Consider the following 17,828-nt stretch of genomic DNA (forward strand, 5'->3'; position numbering starts at 1 on the left):
GACACACCGCAGCGGCGGGGTCCCCCGGCCCGGCGATCTCACACCTCCAGGCGCCGTTTGCCTCCGGCCTGCGGGGGTACCCCGGCGCCGCACGAGATGCCGCCGCGGCGGCGGCGCGGGACAATCGGGACGACGAGTGGGAGGAGTGGCCGTGGGCGTACGCACCTGGATCGACTCCTGGCCGGTCTACCGCCAGCTGACCGGGACGGACCCGCTGGGCCGGGGTGCCGCCGCGAAGAGCGGCACCAGCGAGCGGCTGACGCCGCGGGTGGCCTCGGCCGACCGGGTGGTCAAGTCCGTCTGCCCGTACTGCGCGGTGGGCTGCGGCCAGAACGTGTACGTCCAGGACGAGAAGGTCACCCAGATCGAGGGCGACCCCGACTCCCCCGTCTCCCGCGGCCGGCTGTGCCCCAAGGGCTCGGCGAGCCTCCAGCTGACGACCGGCGACGCCCGCGAGCACCAGGTGCTCTACCGGCGCCCGCACGGCACCGAATGGGAGCGCCTGGACCTCGACACCGCGATGGACATGATCGCGGACCGGGTGATCGCGGCCCGCCGGGCGGGCTGGGAGTGGGAGGTCGACCAGACCCGCACCCGGCGCACCCTGGGCTTCGCGAGCCTCGGCGGGGCCACGCTGGACAACGAAGAGAACTATCTGATCAAGAAGTTGTTCACGGCGCTCGGCGCGATCCAGATCGAGAACCAGGCGCGCGTTTGACACTCCTCCACCGTTCCCAGTCTGGGAACCTCGTTCGGACGCGGCGGCGCGACCACCTTCCAGCAGGACCTGCAGAACGCGGACTGCATCGTCATCGAGGGCTCGAACATGGCCGAGTGCCATCCGGTCGGGTTCCAGTGGGTGATGGAGGCCAAGGCGCGGGGCGCGAAGGTGATCCATGTCGACCCGCGGTTCACCCGCACCAGCGCGCTCGCCGATCTGCACGTGCCGCTGCGCGCGGGCTCGGACATCGCCTTCCTCGGCGCGATCGTCAACTACGTGCTGGAGCAGGGGAAGTACTTCCGCGACTACATCGTGGCGTACACCAACGCGCCGATGATCCTGCGCGAGGACTTCTGTGACACCGAGGACCTCGCCGGCGTCTTCTCCGGCCTGAACAGCGAGACCCGCTCGTACGACAACACCAGCTGGCAGTACGAGGGTTCACAGGTGCAGGCGGCCTCCGGCGAACGCGACCAGGAGTACGACGAGCGCACCCGCGGCGGCAGTTCGGTGACCGAGGCGGCGCGCGGCGAGGCGCACGGCTCCGGCGGTGCGGTGATCGGCGAGGGCGAGCCGGAGCGGGACGAGACGCTGACGCATCCGCGCTGTGTCTTCCAGGTGCTCAAGCGGCACTTCGCCCGCTACACCCCGGAGATGGTGGAGCAGGTGTGCGGGGTGCCGCGGGACCTGTTCCGGCAGGTGTGCGAGCTGGTCACGGAGAACTCCGGGCGGGAGCGGACGACGGCCTTCGCCTACGCGGTGGGCTGGACCCAGCACACGGTGGGCGTGCAGTACATCCGCACGGCCTGCATCCTCCAGCTGCTCCTCGGCAACATCGGCCGACCGGGCGGCGGCATCCTCGCGCTGCGCGGGCACGCCTCCATCCAGGGCTCCACGGACATCCCGACGCTGTTCAACCTGCTGCCGGGCTACATCCCGATGCCGCACGCGCACCAGAACCAGGATCTGGCCGCGTTCGTCGAGGCGGAGGCGGCGCACAAGGGCTACTGGGGCAACATGCGCGCGTACCTGGTGAGCCTGCTCAAGGCGTACTGGGGCGACGCGGCGACGGAGGAGAACGACTTCTGCTTCGACTACCTGCCCCGGCTGACCGGTTCGCACTCGACGTACGAGACGACGATGGCCCAGCTGGAAGGCACCTGCAAGGGCTACTTCCTGATGGGCGAGAACCCCGCGGTGGGCAACGCCAACGCCAAGCTGATGCGGCTCGGCATGGCGAACCTCGACTGGCTGGTGGTGCGCGACTTCTCCCTGATCGAGTCGGCGACCTGGTGGAAGGACGGCCCGGAGATCGAGACCGGGGAGCTGCGCACGGAGGACATCGGCACCGAGGTGTTCTTCCTGCCGGCCGCCGCGCACACCGAGAAGGACGGCAGTTTCACCAACACCCAGCGGCTGCTCCAGTGGCACCACCAGGCCGTCGAGCCGCCCGGCGAGGCGCGCAGCGACCTGTGGTTCACCTTCCACCTGGGGCGGATCATCCGGGAGAAGCTCGCCGGGTCGGCCGACGAGATGGACCGGCCTGTGCTGGACCTCGCCTGGGACTATCCGACGAAGGGCCCGCTGGCCGAGCCGGACGCGGAGGCGGTGCTCGCCGAGATCAACGGCCACGACGCCGACGGCAATCCGCTCTCCTCGTACGAGCAGCTCAAGCCCGACGGCTCCACCTCCTGCGGCTGCTGGATCTACTGCGGGGTGCGCGCCGACGGCGTCAACCAGGCCGCGCGCCGCAAGCCCGGCCGGGAGCAGGACTGGGTGGCGGCCGAGTGGGCGTGGGCGTGGCCCGCCAACCGCCGGGTGCTGTACAACCGCGCCTCCGCCGACCCCGAGGGCAGGCCGTGGAGCGAGCGCAAGGCGCTGGTGTGGTGGGACGCGGACAAGGGCGAGTGGGCCGGGCACGACGTCCCCGACTTCAAGAAGGACAAGGCGCCGGACTACGAGCCGGACGAGGACGCGACCGGGCCCGCGGCGCTGACCGGCCGGGACCCGTTCATCATGCAGGCCGACGGCAAGGCGTGGCTGTACGTGCCGTCCGGGCTCACGGACGGGCCGCTGCCCACGCACTACGAGCCCCAGGACTCGCCGTTCCCGAACCTGCTCTACGACCAGCAGCGCAACCCCGTACGGCAGTTGATCCCCGCCGTGCCCGACAACCGCTACCAGCCGAGCGGGGACGAACGCGGCGCGCGGGTCTACCCGTACGTGGCGACGACCTACCGGCTCACCGAGCACCACACGGCGGGCGGCATGTCCCGCTGGCAGCCCTATCTGGCCGAGCTCCAGCCGGAGTTCTTCTGCGAGGTCTCCCCGGAGCTGGCCGCCGAGCGGGATCTGGAGCACACCGGCTGGGCGACGATCGTCAGCGCGCGCGGGGTGATCGAGGCGCGGGTGCTGGTCACCGACCGGATGGCCCCGCTGACCGTGCACGGCCGCCGGCTGCACCAGGTGGGCCTGCCCTACCACTGGGGCCCCAACGGCTACACCACCGGCGACGCGGCCAACGAGCTGCTGCACCTGTCCCTCGACCCCAACACGCACATCCAGGAGGCCAAGGCGTTCGCGGTGGACATCCGGCCAGGGCGCAGGCCGCGCGGCCCGGCGGCCACGGAGCTGGTGCGGGCCTACCGGGCACGGGCCGGCATCGACGCGCACACCGGGACGGAGCCGTAAGTCCCTGGCGCCGCCCGGCTATTCGAGGACGACGGTGTGGGAGCCGTCGTACGGGACCAGCTCCCCCACCACCGGCGCGCCCGGCACCTCGCCCGCGACCAGCAGTCCGCCGGAGGTCTGGGCGTCGGCCAGCAGCAGCCGGGTGTCGGCGTCGGTGGTGCCGAACCCGGTGCAGGGGGCGACCCATTCGAGGTTGCGCCGGGTGCCGCCGCTGACGTAGCCGTCGCGTACGGCCTCGCGGGCGCCGTCCAGGTAGGGCACGGCGGCGGTGTCGAGCACGGCGGTCACTCCGGACGCCTTGGCCAGCTTGTGCAGATGGCCGAGGAGGCCGAACCCGGTGACATCGGTGGCGCAGGTGGCCCCGGCGGCGAGCGCGGCCTCGGACGCCGCGCGGTTGAGCGCGGTCATGGTGGCGACGGCCTGTTCGAAGCGTTCGCCGGTGACCTTGTGCCGGTTGTTGAGCACCCCGAGGCCGAGCGGCTTGGTCAGGGACAGCGGCAGTCCGGGGCGTCCGGTGTCGTTGCGCAGCAGCCGCTCGGGGTCGGCGACGCCGGTGACGGCCATGCCGTACTTGGGCTCCGGGTCGTCCACGCTGTGCCCGCCGCCGACGTGGCAGCCGGCCTCGGTGGCGATGTCGAGGCCGCCGCGCAGCACCTCTCGGGCCAGCTCGAAGGGGAGCCGGTCGCGCGGCCAGGCCAGCAGGTTGACGGCGAGCACCGGCCGGCCGCCCATCGCGTACACGTCGGACAGCGCGTTGGCGGCGGCGATGCGCCCCCAGTCGTAGGCGTCGTCCACCACCGGGGTGAAGAAGTCGGCCGTGCACACCATGGCCGTGCCGGGCTGTCCGGGCAGGGTGACGACGGCCGCGTCGTCGCCGGTGGCGAGGCCGACCAGCAGGGGGGTGTCGCCCCCGGCGAGCGCGGGCACGGTCAGCCCGCTGACCACTTCCTCCAGCTCACCGGGCGGGATCTTGCAGGCGCAGCCGCCGCCGTGGGCGAACTGCGTGAGTCGGACGGTCGCTTGGCGGGTCGGTGTCATCCTGGTCTCCTGGGGCACTAGCCTGACGAGCGGTGGAGGCGTGTGGGTGCCTGGTGGCCCTCCCGGTCTTCAAAACCGAGGTGCCCGAGGATCTCGGGCAGGCGGGTTCGATTCCCGTCCGCCTCCGCTCCCTCCCCCTGCCGATGGGCTCCGCGGCCGCACGCCGGCCGAACGCGCCTCCCTCGGCCTCCGTGCCGGGCCGTCCGGCAGCCGTACCGGATCGTCCAGCCTCCGTGCCGGGTCGTCCGGCCGCCGTCCGTCCGCGCCGCCGCTTTCCGGCGCCGTGCGGCAGCGCCGGTGCTGGTCGTCGACGCGTTCCGTATGGCCTCGGGCGTCCAGGAATTCCAGCAGCGGTACGGCGACCCGGCGGGTGGTGTCCAGGGCGCGGCGGGCCTCGCTGAGGGTGAAGGGCTGGGGCAGGGTGCGCAGCACGGCGGCGGCCTCGGCGTCGGCGCCGGGCAGCAGCACGATCCCGTCGGCGATCCGCAGCAGCGCCCCGGCGTTCACGGCGGCGGCCAGTGTCCTGCGGTCGAGGCCGATTTCAGCGAGCCGGCCCGCCTCGGGCGCGCGGAACGGCGCCTGTGCCAGGTCCCGGCGTACGGCGTCCACGGCCGGGGGGAGGCCCGGCCGACAGGCGTGGGCGGCGTACAACTTGCCTTGTTCCGCGCGGAGTCGGGGCGCCGCCTCGGCCAGCGCGTCGACGAGGGCGCGGTCGGGCAGGCCGAGCAGCCGGCGGGCGGCCTCGGTGGGCAGGCCGGGGTCCAACGGGTGGGTGCGGGCGTGCCGTTCCACCTCGGCGGCGAGGCGGTCGCCGAGTGCGGTCCAGTACGCGGGGTCGGCCAGCCAGTCGCCCGCGACGGGGTCGGCGGGGGCCGGGACGCCCATGGCGGTGAGGTCGGCGCGGCGGATCAGCCTTCTGCGGCGCAGTTCGGCGGCGCCGTCGGGGCGGCCGGTCAGGGTGGCGAGTTCGGCCGCGCGGGCCCGGCCGGCGCCGCGCAGGGTCAGCCGGGGCGGTCGTACGTCGAGGACCGTGACCCCCTGGGGCGGGCGGCCGCCGCCCGGTTCGCGCAGCACCGCGCGGTCCCCGACGCGCAGCGGCAGGGCGCGGGCGAGGGTGAGCCGGGCGGTGTCGGGGCCGAGCGGGCGGACGGTCACCGGCACGGCGGCGGTCCCGATGTGCAGGGTGACCTGGCGGGGCAGCCCGGCCACCGGCTCGCCGGTCACCCGGACGTCGATCACCCCGGTGGCCCGCCAGCGGCCGGGGCTCAGCAGCACCTGGCCCCGGCGCAGCTCCGCGTCCCCCTGCCCGTGCACATTGACCGCGATGCGGGCCACCCCGGCGACGGCCGCCCGGTCCTCGTGCAGGCTCTGGAGGCCGCGCACCCGCAGCACCGCCGAGCCGTCCCCGGTCACCAGCCGGTCGCCGACGCGCAGGGTGCCCGCGCCGAGCGTGCCGGTCACCACGGTGCCGTGCCCGCGCACGGTGAACGCCCGGTCCAGCCACAGCCGTACGTCGGCGTCCGGATCGGGATCGGGCAACTCGCCTGCCAGCGCGGCGAGTTCGGCGCGCAGCGCGTCAAGTCCCATGCCGGTGACGGCGCTCACCGCGACCGAGGCGACCTTGCCGAGGGAGGTCCGTGCGAGCCGCTGCACGGCGTCGGCGCGCACCGGTTCGGGGTCCGCGAGGTCGCTGCGGGTCACCGCGAGGACGGCGTGCCGGACGCCGAGCGCGTCGAGGACGGCGAGGTGCTCCTGGGACTGGGGCTGCCAGCCCTGGTCGGCGGCGACCACGAACAGCACGGCGGGCACCGGCCCGGCCCCCGCGAGCATGGTCGGCACGAAACGCTCGTGGCCGGGCACGTCCACGAAGGCGAGGTCGTCGCCGAGCGCGTCGAGCCGCGTCCACACGAAGCCCAGGTCGAGGGTGAGGCCCCGGCGGCGCTCCTCCTCGTACCGGTCGGGTTCCATTCCGGTGAGCGCCCTGACCAGGGCGGACTTTCCGTGGTCGACATGCCCGGCGGTGGCGAGGACCCGCATCACACCCGCCCCTTCCCGGTGCCCGGACCGTCGCTCGTGCGCACCGCGCGCACGGCCGCCGCGAGCCGTTCGTCGTCCTCCGGGGGCACGGCGCGCAGGTCCAGCAGGCAGCGCCCGGCCTCCAGGCGTCCGACCACCGGGGTGCGGCCGGTGCGCAGCGCGGCGGCGTACGGCCCGGGCAGGGACAGCGCCGCGCTGGGCAGCCCGACGCCGGGCGCCCCTCCCCCGCCGACCGTGGCGGTGCTCTCCACGGCGCGGGCGTCGATCCCGTGGGCGCCCAGCTCGGCGGCGAGCCGGTCGGCACGGTCCCTGAGGGCGGCGGGGTCGGCGGTCAGGGCACGGGCGGTGGGCGTGGGCGGTCCGGTGAGGGTGGCCTCCAGGGCGGCCAGGGTCAGCTTGTCCACGCGCAGGGCGCGGGCCAGCGGATGCCGGGCGAGGGCGCGCACCAGGTCGCGGTCGCCGAGCAGCAGCCCGCACTGGGGTCCGCCGAGCAGCTTGTCGCCGCTCGCGGTGACGAGGGCGGCGCCCGCGCGCAGCTGGGTGTCGGCGTCGGGTTCCTCGGGCAGGCCCGGCTGCGGGGCGAGCAGTCCGGAGCCGATGTCCACGACGAGCGGGACGCCCAGGGCGGCGAGTTCCCCGGCCTGGGCCGCACGGGTGAAGCCGGTGACGCGGAAGTTGGACGGGTGCACCTTCAGCACGAATCCGGTCTCCGGTCCGATCACCTCGGCGTAGTCGGCGGCGGTGGTCCGGTTCGTCGTGCCCACCTCGCGCAGCCGCGCGCCGGTGGAGACGAGCAGGTCGGGCAGCCGGAAGCCGTCGCCGATCTCCACCATCTCGCCCCGGCTGACGACGATCTCCTTGCCCGCCGCGAGCGCGGTGGCGGCGAGGACCAGGGCGGCGGCGCCGTTGTTGACGACATGGACGTCCCCGGCGGCGGGCACCCGCGCGCGCAGCGCGGCGAGGGCGGAGCGGCCCCGGCGGGCCCGAGCGCCGGTCACCAGGTCCAGCTCCACGTCGGTGGGCCCCGCGGCCTCGGTCACGGCCCGCCGGGCGGCGTCCGAGAGGGGGGCGCGGCCGAGGTTGGTGTGGAGCAGCACGCCGGTGGCGTTGAGCACCGGCCGCAGTCCGCTCGCGGCGTCGGGGAGCAGGCCGAGGACCGTCTCCGGCACCTGCTCGGGCGCCACCTCCCCGTCCCTGGCCCGCTGCTGCGCCTGCCGTACGGCGTCCTTGACGACCCCGGCCCCGAGCCGGTCCGCGGCCTCGGCCAGCCGGGGGTCGCGCAGCAGGGCGTCGGTACGGGGGATACGGCGGCGGGCGTCTGGGGTGCGGTCGCCGGGGCCGCGGGTGCCGGGGTTCCGGGCGGCAGGGGGCGTCGTAGCGGCCGCGTCGGTCGTACCGGCCGTACCAGCCCTGCCCGTCGTCCCCTCGGCCACGCCCGCCCCCTGTCCCGCGCCGGCCGGGTCGCCGCCCGCGCCCGCCGCCCGCGGGGTCACCCGCTGTTCCATGCCGCCCTTGCCGCCCTTTCCCTGCGGTCCGGCCCGCGCCGCCCCTGGCGGGGTCCGTCCATCGTCTCCCAGTGCCCCGGCACGGCCGTCCGACACGCCGGGAGGACGTTGCGGTGGCCGGGGCGGGGGTACCCGGCGCCGTATGAACGCACGTGATGACCAGCCTCAGGGCCGACAGGAGCAGCGGGCCGCGAACCGCCGCAACGAGACGGAGCGCCGACGTGCGGCCGAGTCGGCCGGCAACTCGCCGACGCCGACGCCCACACCCCGCGACATCGCCGAGCGCAGCTCCAGGAGCAGGGGCTCCGAGGAGCGGGGCGGCGAGCGGAAGCCGCACTGACCGGCCGACCTGCCCCAGTGGCATGCCTCTGGCGTGCCTTCACCGGTTCGACGAGGGCCCGCCTCAGGAGCCGTCGCCGCCGTCCCTGCCTTCCGTACCTTCGGCGTCCGTCTGCGGCCGGGGCAGCGGCAGGTCGCCTGCGGTCAGGTGTTCGAGGACCTGCACCAGTTCCTGGCATGCCTGCTCCACCGAGCGGCGCGTGTTGCGCTGCTCGGTGATCAGTGCGGCCATCAGCAGCGCGGTGAGCGCCATCGTCCCGTTGAACGCCTGGAGCTTGGCCATGTTCTCGACCGGGGTCAGCCCCCGGAACGCGCCGCTCGCGTCCGTGGCGGCGATGGTGGCCATCACGGAGGTGAACAGCGCGCACAGCACGGCGCCCGCGAGCTGGAAGCGCAGGGCGGCCCAGATGATCAGCGGGTAGACCAGGAAGAGCAGGCTGATCGAGCTGTAGGTGGCCACCGGGACGAGCACACAGGTGATGACGGCGAGCGCGGTCGCCTCCCGCCACCGGCCCAGGGACAGCGGTCGGCGCAGCCCGCGCAGCATCAGCAGCAGCGGGGTGACCAGCAGGACGCCCATCGCGTCGCCGACCCACCAGGCGAGCCACACCGGCCAGAAGGCGTGTGCGGCCAGCTTGTCGGCGAGCACGAGCATGCCCACGCCGACGGTCGCGCTGACCGTCATGGCGGCCAGCGCGCCGAGGAACACCAGGGCGAGGCCGTCCCGGAACCGGCTGAGGTCGGGGCGGAAGCGCGCCAGGTGCAGCAGGATCGCCGCGCACACGGGGGCGGCGGTGTTGCCGAAGAGGATGCCGACCAGATCGGGGCCGGGCGGCGAGATGGTCAGGATGAGGGTAAGGGCGCCGAGGGTGATGCCGGGCCAGCAGCCGATGCCGAGGATCAGCAGGGCGGCGACGGCGACGCCGGTCGGCGGATAGATCGGGGTGAAGACAGCGCTCCCCACGGTCAGCTCGCGCAGCAGACCGAGGCGGGCGGAGCCGTAGTAGAGGGCGGCGACGGCCAGCACCTGGACGGCATAGCCGCCCGGCCGGCGCAGTTCCGCGTTACCCACCACAGCAGCCATCTCACACCGCCCGGCGCGTCCCGGCGAGGCGAGAGCGGCCGGGTCCGGCCCTCTGGCTGAATGGGAACCTACGGGCGCCGGGGCCCGTCGAGTCCGACGACGAGTACGGCGGCGTCGTCCTCGTGTCCGACGCTCTCGGCGCCCTTGATCACGGCGGCGGCCAGCGCATGGCTCTCCAGGCCCGCGACGGCGGCTATGCCCGCCAGCCGGGTCACCTGCTCCAGGCCGTCCTCGACGTCGAGCGAGGGGCCCTCCACCACGCCGTCGGTGAGCAGCACGAACAGCCCGCCGGTGGTCAGCCGGTGCCGGGTCACCGGGTACTCGACGCCCCGCTGGATGCCGAGCGGCGGCCCGCACTCGTCGTCGGCGACGCCGGACCTGCCGTCCGCGGTGGCCCACACGAAGGGGATGTGGCCGGCGCGGGCGCTCTCCATCGCGCCGCTGGCCGGGTCGAGCCGCATGAAGGTGCAGGTGGCGAAGAGTTCGCTGCCGAGGGAGAGCAGCAGGTCGTTGGTGCGGGCGAGCAGTTCGCCGGGCTCGCCGGTGGCGAAGGCGAGGGCGCGCAGCCCGGCCCGGACCTGGCCCATGAAGGCGGCGGCCTCGATGTTGTGCCCCTGTACGTCCCCGATGGCCAGCCCGATCCGGCCGTCGGGCAGCGGAAAGGCGTCGTACCAGTCGCCGCCCACGTTGAGGCCGTAGCAGGCGGGCGCGTAGCGGACCGCCAGGTGCAGTCCGGGGGCGCCGGGCAGGTCCCGCGGCAGCATGCCGCGCTGCAGGGCGATGGCCAGCTCGACCTGGGTGCGCTGGAGTTCCGCCCGCTCGCGCGCCTGGGCGGTGAGCGAACCGAGTCTGGCCAGCAGTGCGTCGCCGTCGTCGGTGGAACGCTTGCGGGGCATCGGCTCACTTCCGGCGGAGGGTGCCCACCCGGACGGCCGCCTCCGGGGAGGACGGCTGCCCGAACCACGGCTGCCCGGATTATTGGCAAACGACTCGATTTTACCTGGTTTACCCCAACTCGGCGCGGCCCGGCGGGCAGACCCCTCAAGGCCCGGCGAGCGGACCGCTCAGGCCGACGGGCTGGCCGCTCAGTGGGTGTCGGAGTCGATTCCGGTGATCACCGCGGGCCCCAGCGGCGCGCTGCGTTCGTCCAGGCCCGCGCCGCGCAGCGCGGAGTCCGCGAGCCGGCGGGCCTCCTCCTCGGCATGCGGGCCGGTGTCGGCCTCGACGGTCAGACGGAGGGTGAAGGTGTTGTCGTCGTTGACGTTGAGCACGTCCAGGTCCTCGCTGCTGCCCATCCGGGTGCCGTGCGGGTCCACGGGGCGCAGCGCTCGGGTCAGCCGGGTCCGGGTGTCCGCGCCGACCCCGGTGGTGAAGGTGCCGGGGACGCTGATCAGGTAGGTCGTCATGACGGTCCTTTCCTCGGGCGTCCCCTCGACTACCCCGTTTCCCGGCCTTCGCACGGGCCGTAAAGGGTGATCGGCTTCTTACGGACTCCTCACCGGGTCCGGGCGCTCACAGCGGGGAGTGGGCCACCGCCGTGACGTAGGCGCCGAAGGACAGGGACACCAGGGTGAGCGCGCCGTAGACGAGGACCGCCTGGACCGGTCGTGCCCGCCAGGACCGGGCGAGGGCGCGGGCCATGGGGATGAGCAGCGGGAAGGCCGGGAGCAGGAAGCGGGGCTTGGAGGAGAAGGATCCCGAGCCGCCGAGCACGAGCAGGATCAGCACCCCGGCGAAGACGACCAGGACCAGCGGGGCGCGCTCCAGGCACAGCAGCGCGAACAGCAGCACTCCGGCGGCCACGACCAGCAGCGCGACGGTGTAGACGACGCCGCCGCCGTGCAGCAGCAGGGCCTTGACGAAGCGGGCCGCGCCGACGCCGAAGTCGAAGCGGGAGTCCCAGGCGCTCTGCACCTTGAAGTAGCCGCCGAACAGGTTGCCGACCTGGGTGCCGACCCACAGCACATAGCCGAGGAAGCCCAGTGGGGCGAGGACGGCGCCGGCCCATACCCGCCAGGAGACCCGGCCGCGGGCGCGCCACACCTCGTACACCGCGGCGAGGGCGACCGCGCCGGCCACCGCGAAGCCGCTGGGCCGGGCGAGGCCCGCGAGCGCGGCCAGCGCCCCGGCCCACAGCCAGCGGCGCTTGAGCACGCTGTACAGGGACCAGATGGCGAGGGCGGCGAACAGCGACTCGGTGTAGGCGATGGTCAGCTCGACGGCGTGCGGCATGACCGCCCACAGACCGACCAGCGCGGTGGCCACGCCCCGGCCGTGGAGCAGATGTCCGATGGCGTAGACGCCGTAGGCGGCCACGCCCGCGGCGAGCCAGGAGATGAGTAGCGCGGCCTGGCCCGGAGTGAGCGGCAGCACGGTGGTGAGCGCTCGGATGAGCGCCGGGTAGAGCGGGAAGAACGCCCAGTCGGTCTGGACGGCGCCCTGCGGGGTGATCCACATCTTGTGGCCGTAGCCGTGGGCGGCGATGTGCAGGTACCAGCGGGAGTCCCAGGAGTGGGCGAGGGTCCTGACCAGCGGGTGCCCGCGCAGGGCGTTGGTGAGGATCACCGCGAGGATCCCGGCGAACCGGACGCAGGCGAACAACACGAGGGCCGGGACCGCCCCTTCGGGGATGCCGCGGCGGGCGATCCGGGGCAGGTCGAAGCGGCCTGCGGGGCGGGACGGGGCGGCCGGTTCGGGCCGGGGAACGGAGGAGGTGCTCACGCTTTTGACCTTGGGCACGCCGGGTAAGACGTGCAAACCACGACTCGGGTTTCTTACGCACTTCCACCCTGAATCAGGAATTGGTCAAGGAATGGGTGTAATTCCCTTACAGTCCGTTCCCCCGGCGGCTCGAACTCGTCTTCGGGGACCCCCGTACGGGCCCCCAAAAGGGGCCCCGTAGGGTGTGGTTATCATATGAGCGCTGCCTAGCTCGAAAGATGGACCGGACCTGTGACTGTCAACGACGACTCGTTCACCAACTGGAAGAACCGCGAGGAGATCGCGGAGTCGATGATCCCGCTCATCGGGAAGCTGCACCGCGAGCGGGACGTGACCGTCCTGCTGCACAGCCGCTCCCTGGTGAACAAGTCGGTGGTCAGCATCCTCAAGACGCACCGCTTCGCCCGGCAGATCGCCGGCCAGGAGCTGTCCGTCACCGAGACGATGCCCTTCCTGAAGGCCCTGACCACCCTGGACCTCGGCCCCTCCCAGATCGACCTGGGCATGCTCGCCACCCTCCACCAGGCCGACGAACGCGGCCTGAGCGTCGAGGAGTTCACCGCCGAGGCGGTCGCCGGTGCCACCGGCGCCGACAAGATCGAGCGGCGCGAGCCGCGCGATGTGGTGCTGTACGGCTTCGGCCGCATCGGCCGGCTCGTGGCCCGGCTGCTGATCGAGAAGGCCGGCTCCGGCAACGGGCTGCGCCTGCGGGCCATCGTGGTGCGCGGCGGCGGCGCCCAGGACATCGTCAAGCGCGCCTCGCTGCTGCGGCGCGACTCGATCCACGGCCAGTTCCAGGGCACCATCACGGTGGACGAGGACAACAGCACGATCGTCGCCAACGGCAACGCCATCAAGGTGATCTACGCCGACGACCCGTCGCACGTGGACTACACCGAGTACGGCATCCGCGACGCCATCCTTATCGACAACACCGGCAAGTGGCGGGACCGCGAGGGCCTGTCCAAGCACCTGCGCCCCGGCATCGACAAGGTCGTGCTGACCGCGCCCGGCAAGGGCGACGTCCCGAACATCGTGCACGGCGTCAACCACGACACCATCAAGCCGGACGAGCAGATCCTGTCCTGCGCCTCCTGCACCACCAACGCGATCGTCCCGCCGCTGAAGGCCATGGACGACGAGTACGGCGTGCTGCGCGGCCACGTGGAGACGGTCCACTCGTTCACCAACGACCAGAACCTGCTGGACAATTACCACAAGGCCGAGCGCCGCGGCCGCTCCGCGCCGCTGAACATGGTGATCACCGAGACCGGTGCCGCCTCCGCGGTGGCGAAGGCGCTGCCCGACCTCAAGGCGCCGATCTCCGGCAGCTCGATCCGCGTCCCGGTGCCGGACGTCTCGATCGCGATCCTCAACCTCCAGCTGGCCCGCGCGACCAGCCGCGAGGAGGTCCACGACTACCTGCGCGACGTCTCGCTGACCTCGCCGCTCAAGCGCCAGATCGACTTCACCACGGCGCCCGACGCGGTCTCCAGCGACTTCATCGGCTCGCGCCACGCCTCGATCGTGGACGCCGGCGCGCTGAAGGTCGACGGCGACAACGCGATCCTCTACCTCTGGTACGACAACGAGTTCGGCTACTCCTGCCAGGTCGTCCGCGTCGTGCAGTACGTGTCGGGCGTGGAGTACCCGACGTACCCGGCGACGGCGGTCTGACCGCACCAGCCCCAGCCTCTGGCGCCCCGGCGCCTTCGCGGCCGCCGACCGGAGTCTTCCGGTCGGCGGCCGTTCGCGTTCCCCGGCCGGTCCGAGGTTCCTTACTGGATTAGAGGTTTGCCTACACCCTATAGGAAGCTGCATAATCACCATCGGAAAGAGGGAGGAAGCCGATGGTGCGTGCGGGGCTGACCACGGAGCGGCTGGTCCGGGCCGGCGCGGAGCTGGCCGACGAGGTGGGCTTCGAGCAGGTGACGGTGTCGGCGCTGGCCCGGCGGTTCGACGTCAAGGCGGCGAGCCTGTACTCGCACCTGGAGAGTTCGCGGGACCTCAAGACCCGGATCGCGCTGCTCGCCCTCGCGGAGCTGGCCGACCGCGCCGCCGAGGCGCTCGCCGGACGGTCCGGCAAGGACGCGCTCGGCGCCTTCGCGGACGTCTACCGCGACTACGCCCTCGCCCACCCCGGCCGCTACACGGCGGCCCGGTACCCGCTGGACCCCGAGACCGCCGCCGCGAGCGCGGGCCCCCGGCACGCCCAGCTGACCCGCGCGATCCTGCGCGGCTACGACCTGCCCGAGCCCGAGCAGACCCACGCGGTGCGCCTGCTGGGCAGCGTGTTCCACGGCTACGTCAGCCTGGAGACGGCCGGCGGTTTCGCGCACAGCGCCCCCGACTCCCAGGAGTCCTGGACGCGGATCGTGGACGCCCTGGACTCCCTGCTGCGCGACTGGCCCGCCCGCTGAGCCGACTTCCTCCTACGAAACACAGGCCGACATGACGCACACCACCGCCCTCACCGCCGACCTCGTACGCGGCGCCCTCGACCTGGAGCGCACCGAGCGGGGACTGCTGCCGCACCGGCTGCCCGCGCGGGCCCGCGCCCAGTGCGCCGACCCCCAGCTCGCCCTGGCCGAGTCCCAGCCCGCGGGCGTACGGCTGGTGTTCCGCACCCGCGCCACCACCGTCGAGCTGGACACCCTGCCGACCAAACGGGTCTACCTCGGCGCTCCCCCGCGCCCCGAGGGGGTGTACGACCTGCTGGTGGACGGGCGTTTGGCGGGCAGCGCCACCGCGGCCGGGGGCGACACGCTCACCATCGACATAGCCACGGGGCGTACGGAGCACACGCCGGGCCCGGTCGCGACCGTACGGTTCACCGGGCTGCCGGACACGCCGAAGGGCGTGGAAATCTGGCTGCCGCACAACGAGCGGACCGAGCTGGTGGCGCTGCGCACGGACGCCCCGGTGACGGCCGTACCGGACCGGGGCCGCAGGATGTGGCTGCACCACGGCAGTTCGATCAGCCACGGTTCCGACGCCGCGAGCCCCACGGCCACCTGGCCGGCGCTGGCCGCCGCGCTCGGCGGGGTCGAGCTGGTCAACCTGGGTCTCGGGGGCAGCGCGCTGCTCGACCCGTTCACCGCACGCGCGCTGCGGGACACGCCGGCCGACCTGATCAGCGTCAAGCTCGGCATCAACGTCGTCAACAGCGACCTGATGCGGCTGCGTGCCTTCGGGCCCGCGGTGCACGGGTTCCTGGACACGATCCGGGAGGGGCACCCGGACACCCCGCTGCTCGTCGTCTCGCCGGTGCTGTGCCCGATGCACGAGGACACGCCGGGGCCGACCGCCTGGGATCTCGCCGCGCTCGGCGAGGGCCGGCTCGCCTTCCGGGCGGCCGGGGACCCGGCGGAGACGGCGGCCGGCAAGCTCACGCTCGGGGTGATCCGGGCGGAGCTGGCGCGCATCGTGCGGGAGCGGTCGGCCGAGGACGACAGGCTGTTCCACCTCGACGGGCGCGAGCTGTACGGCGAGGCCGACTTCGCCGAGCTGCCGTTGCCGGACGGGCTCCACCCGGACACGGCGGCGCACCGCAGGATCGGCGAGCGGTTCGCTGGGCTGGCCTTCGGCGCGGGGGGCGCGTTCGCCGACGTGGATTGAGCGGGCCGACAGTCAAACGCCGTCCGGAAGCGGTCCGTTTGCACCTGCGGCCACATCGTGGCCGATCGCGCAGTTCCCCGCGCCCCTGGGGGACTGCCGCGCTGTCAGCTGCGAGGTGCCGTCGATCAGGTTTGCAGCGGCCCGTCGGCAGCTGCGGCCACGTCGTAGCTGATCGCGCAGTTCCCCGCGCCCCCGAGGGAACTGCCGCGCCCTCGGCTGCGAGGTGCCGTCGATCAGGTTTGCAGCGGCCCGTTTGCACCTGCGGCCACGTCGTGGCCGATCGCGCAGTTCCCCGCGCCCCTGGGGGAACTGGGCCGCCGCCGGTTGTGAGGTGGCGGCGTGGGGCTATGGGGCGAGGTGGGCGAAGACCACCAGGTTGTCGGTGTAGTCCTTCGCCGTGTGGTCGTAGTCGCCCGCGCAGGTGATGAGGCGGGCCTCGGGGCGGGGTGTGTCGGCGTAGACGCGGTCGCTCGGGAAGTCGTCCTTGGCGAAGGTCTCGGCGCTGTCCACCACGAAGTTCGCGGTCCGTCCGTCGGCCCGCTCCACGGAGAAGCGGTCGCCGGTGTCCAGCTGGTCGAGGTTGACGAAGACGGCCGCGGAGACCTTCGTGTCCACGTGCCCGGCGATGATGGCGGTGCCCTTCTCGCCGGGCGCGGCGCCCTTGGCGTACCAGCCGACCAGATTGGTGTCCGCCGCGGGCGGCGGCTCCAGCTGCCCCGTGGGGGCGAGCGTCAGCTGGGTGAAGGGGGCGTCGACGCCGATCTTCGGGATGACCAGCCGGGTCGGCTCCGACCGGGGCAGCCCGACGGCCGCCGGGGGCCGCCCGGTGGAGCTGGCCCCGGAGGCCGGGGTCGCCCGCGGCGCCGGGAGCGACCCGTGGTGCCCGCCGAACATGCTGACGGCGAGGAAGAGGAGCGCCACCCCCCAGAGCACCAGCCGCCCGCCGCGAGCGGCACCTGGCGCGTCCGGCTCCGGTTCGGGGGGCTGCGCGGAGGACGGATCCGCTGCCATCGGACATCACCTCACTGGGACACGGCGGTACGGGGATGGGTCGTGACGGCGGGGGTCCCGCCCGCCCCGCGAGGGGCACACGCCGCCGGGCGCCGTCGGCGCGCCGGCGGCGTCCGCAGCCGGGTCAGGCAGCCGGCTGCGCGGCCTTCTTGCGGCGCAGGGCGTACATGCCCGCCGCGCCGACGCCGAGGACCGCGAGGCCGCCCGCGGTGACACCGGGGCCGGCGAGCGCGCCGCCACCGGTGTGCATACCGCCGCGCGGCTTGCCACCGCCGTCCGAGCCGCCGCCCCAGTCGCTGCCGCTGTCGTCGCCGCCCTTGCCGCGACCACCGCCACCACTGTCGTCGTCGCCGCCCTTGCTCCGGCCGCCGCCACCGCTGTCGTCGTCACCGCCCTTGCCGCGACCGCCGCCGCTGTAGTCGTCCCCGCCCTTGCCCCGGCCGCCGCCACCGCCCTCGTCGCTGCCGCCCTTGCCGCCGCCGTCGTCCTTGTACGTCTCGGGGTCGAACCGGACGTCGCCGCCGCTGTCGGCGCGCAGCACGGTGGCGAGCGCTCCGCCACCCGTGTGCATTCCGCCGCGGGGCCGGTCGTGTCCCCGGTCGTTGCCGCCTCCGCTGCCGTTGTCTTGGTCCCGGTCGGAACCCTTGTCGTGGTCACCGCCGGAGTCACTGCTGTGCGAGGAGTCCCCACGGCCCGAGTCGTGCCCGGCCGGGACCGCGAACGCGGCGCCGGGCGTGGCGAAGGCCAGGGCGGCCGCGGCGGCTGCCGTGGCCAGGAGGGTACGGGCAGAACGCATCGTGTTGTCCTTCCGCCGTGACCGGGCAGCGGACGCCTCATCAGCTGGATGGACCCGGTCCCGACATGAACCACCGTCAGTGAGGCCCCCGGATCCCACCATCCGGGCCGCCCAGCCGTGTCACCGGCCCACCCGTCTGCCCCAGTGCGCCCCGCCCCGGACCCCTCGTCCGGGTCAATGGATATCTGCCGCGAACCCTGCCGGAGGCGGCCGGGAGAGGTTCGTCACCCACCCTTGTTATGACAGTCGTCATAGCGCAGTCTGGTG

At 73.7% G+C, this 17,828-nt stretch carries 13 protein-coding genes, 1 tRNA gene and 1 pseudogene; 6 read left to right on the top strand and 9 right to left on the bottom strand.

The window, feature by feature from the left end; translation table 11 throughout:
• Positions 1–151: 151 nt before the first annotated feature.
• A complete protein-coding gene (fdh, locus tag AC069R_RS25865) occupies positions 152–3,412 on the top strand; it encodes a formate dehydrogenase (protein WP_478769206.1) in 3,261 nt (1,086 codons plus the stop codon).
• 18 nt (positions 3,413–3,430) lie between these two features.
• On the opposite strand, the gene selD is transcribed toward fdh, so the two are convergent.
• Entirely contained in the window at positions 3,431–4,450 is a 1,020-nt protein-coding gene (gene selD / locus AC069R_RS25870) for a selenide, water dikinase SelD (RefSeq protein ID WP_478769207.1), read from the bottom strand.
• Positions 4,451–4,484: 34 nt separating this feature from the next.
• Between selD and AC069R_RS25875 the strand changes: the two genes are divergently transcribed.
• Positions 4,485–4,577: transfer RNA gene (locus AC069R_RS25875), tRNA-Sec, on the top strand.
• 152 nt (positions 4,578–4,729) lie between these two features.
• Here AC069R_RS25875 and AC069R_RS25880 read toward each other — a convergent pair.
• Together AC069R_RS25880 and selA are read right to left on the bottom strand one after the other, a co-directional pair.
• A pseudogene (locus tag AC069R_RS25880) lies at positions 4,730–6,487 on the bottom strand (SelB domain-containing protein); the annotation flags it as partial.
• Positions 6,487–7,992 carry an L-seryl-tRNA(Sec) selenium transferase gene (gene selA / locus AC069R_RS25885; RefSeq protein ID WP_478769208.1) on the bottom strand — a complete coding sequence of 502 codons (1,506 nt, stop codon included), beginning with the start codon at positions 7,990–7,992 and terminating at the stop codon, positions 6,487–6,489. The pseudogene AC069R_RS25880 and the gene selA, both read right to left, overlap by 1 nt.
• Before the next feature lie 142 nt (positions 7,993–8,134).
• Here selA and AC069R_RS25890 point away from each other — a divergent pair, with 142 nt between their 5' ends.
• Positions 8,135–8,332 carry a hypothetical protein gene (locus AC069R_RS25890; RefSeq protein ID WP_397987824.1) on the top strand — a complete coding sequence of 66 codons (198 nt, stop codon included), beginning with the start codon at positions 8,135–8,137 and terminating at the stop codon, positions 8,330–8,332.
• Between the two features lie 63 nt (positions 8,333–8,395).
• Here the strand turns inward: AC069R_RS25890 and AC069R_RS25895 are convergent, their stop codons facing one another.
• The 4 genes from AC069R_RS25895 to AC069R_RS25910 all read right to left on the bottom strand — a co-directional run bounded on the left by AC069R_RS25895 (position 8,396) and on the right by AC069R_RS25910 (position 12,136).
• Positions 8,396–9,415, bottom strand: coding sequence for an MASE1 domain-containing protein (locus AC069R_RS25895; RefSeq protein WP_478769209.1), 1,020 nt, complete (start codon positions 9,413–9,415; stop codon positions 8,396–8,398).
• A gap of 68 nt (positions 9,416–9,483) precedes the next feature.
• On the bottom strand, positions 9,484–10,311 hold the full coding sequence (locus AC069R_RS25900) for a PP2C family protein-serine/threonine phosphatase (RefSeq protein WP_478769210.1): 828 nt from the start codon (positions 10,309–10,311) through the stop codon (positions 9,484–9,486).
• A gap of 189 nt (positions 10,312–10,500) precedes the next feature.
• A complete protein-coding gene (locus tag AC069R_RS25905; protein ID WP_478769211.1) occupies positions 10,501–10,821 on the bottom strand; it encodes a hypothetical protein in 321 nt (106 codons plus the stop codon).
• Between the two features lie 106 nt (positions 10,822–10,927).
• Entirely contained in the window at positions 10,928–12,136 is a 1,209-nt protein-coding gene (locus AC069R_RS25910; protein WP_478769212.1) for a hypothetical protein, read from the bottom strand.
• A 231-nt stretch (positions 12,137–12,367) separates the two neighbouring features.
• Between AC069R_RS25910 and AC069R_RS25915 the strand changes: the two genes are divergently transcribed.
• From AC069R_RS25915 to AC069R_RS25925, 3 genes are all read left to right on the top strand, one after another.
• Entirely contained in the window at positions 12,368–13,813 is a 1,446-nt protein-coding gene (locus tag AC069R_RS25915; RefSeq protein ID WP_478769213.1) for a glyceraldehyde-3-phosphate dehydrogenase, read from the top strand.
• 173 nt (positions 13,814–13,986) lie between these two features.
• Entirely contained in the window at positions 13,987–14,556 is a 570-nt protein-coding gene (locus tag AC069R_RS25920) for a TetR/AcrR family transcriptional regulator (RefSeq protein WP_478769214.1), read from the top strand.
• Between the two features lie 31 nt (positions 14,557–14,587).
• Positions 14,588–15,754, top strand: a complete 1,167-nt coding sequence (locus AC069R_RS25925; protein WP_478769215.1) for a GDSL-type esterase/lipase family protein — start codon at positions 14,588–14,590, stop codon at positions 15,752–15,754.
• 345 nt (positions 15,755–16,099) lie between these two features.
• Here AC069R_RS25925 and AC069R_RS25930 read toward each other — a convergent pair whose 3' ends face one another.
• Both AC069R_RS25930 and AC069R_RS25935 read right to left on the bottom strand, forming a co-directional pair.
• Positions 16,100–16,765 carry a class F sortase gene (locus AC069R_RS25930; protein WP_478769216.1) on the bottom strand — a complete coding sequence of 222 codons (666 nt, stop codon included), beginning with the start codon at positions 16,763–16,765 and terminating at the stop codon, positions 16,100–16,102.
• Positions 16,766–16,889: 124 nt separating this feature from the next.
• A complete protein-coding gene (locus AC069R_RS25935) occupies positions 16,890–17,561 on the bottom strand; it encodes a hypothetical protein (RefSeq protein ID WP_478769217.1) in 672 nt (223 codons plus the stop codon).
• Positions 17,562–17,828 lie beyond the last annotated feature (267 nt).

The sequence above is a fragment of the Streptomyces sp. NPDC043952 genome, from assembly GCF_056435325.1.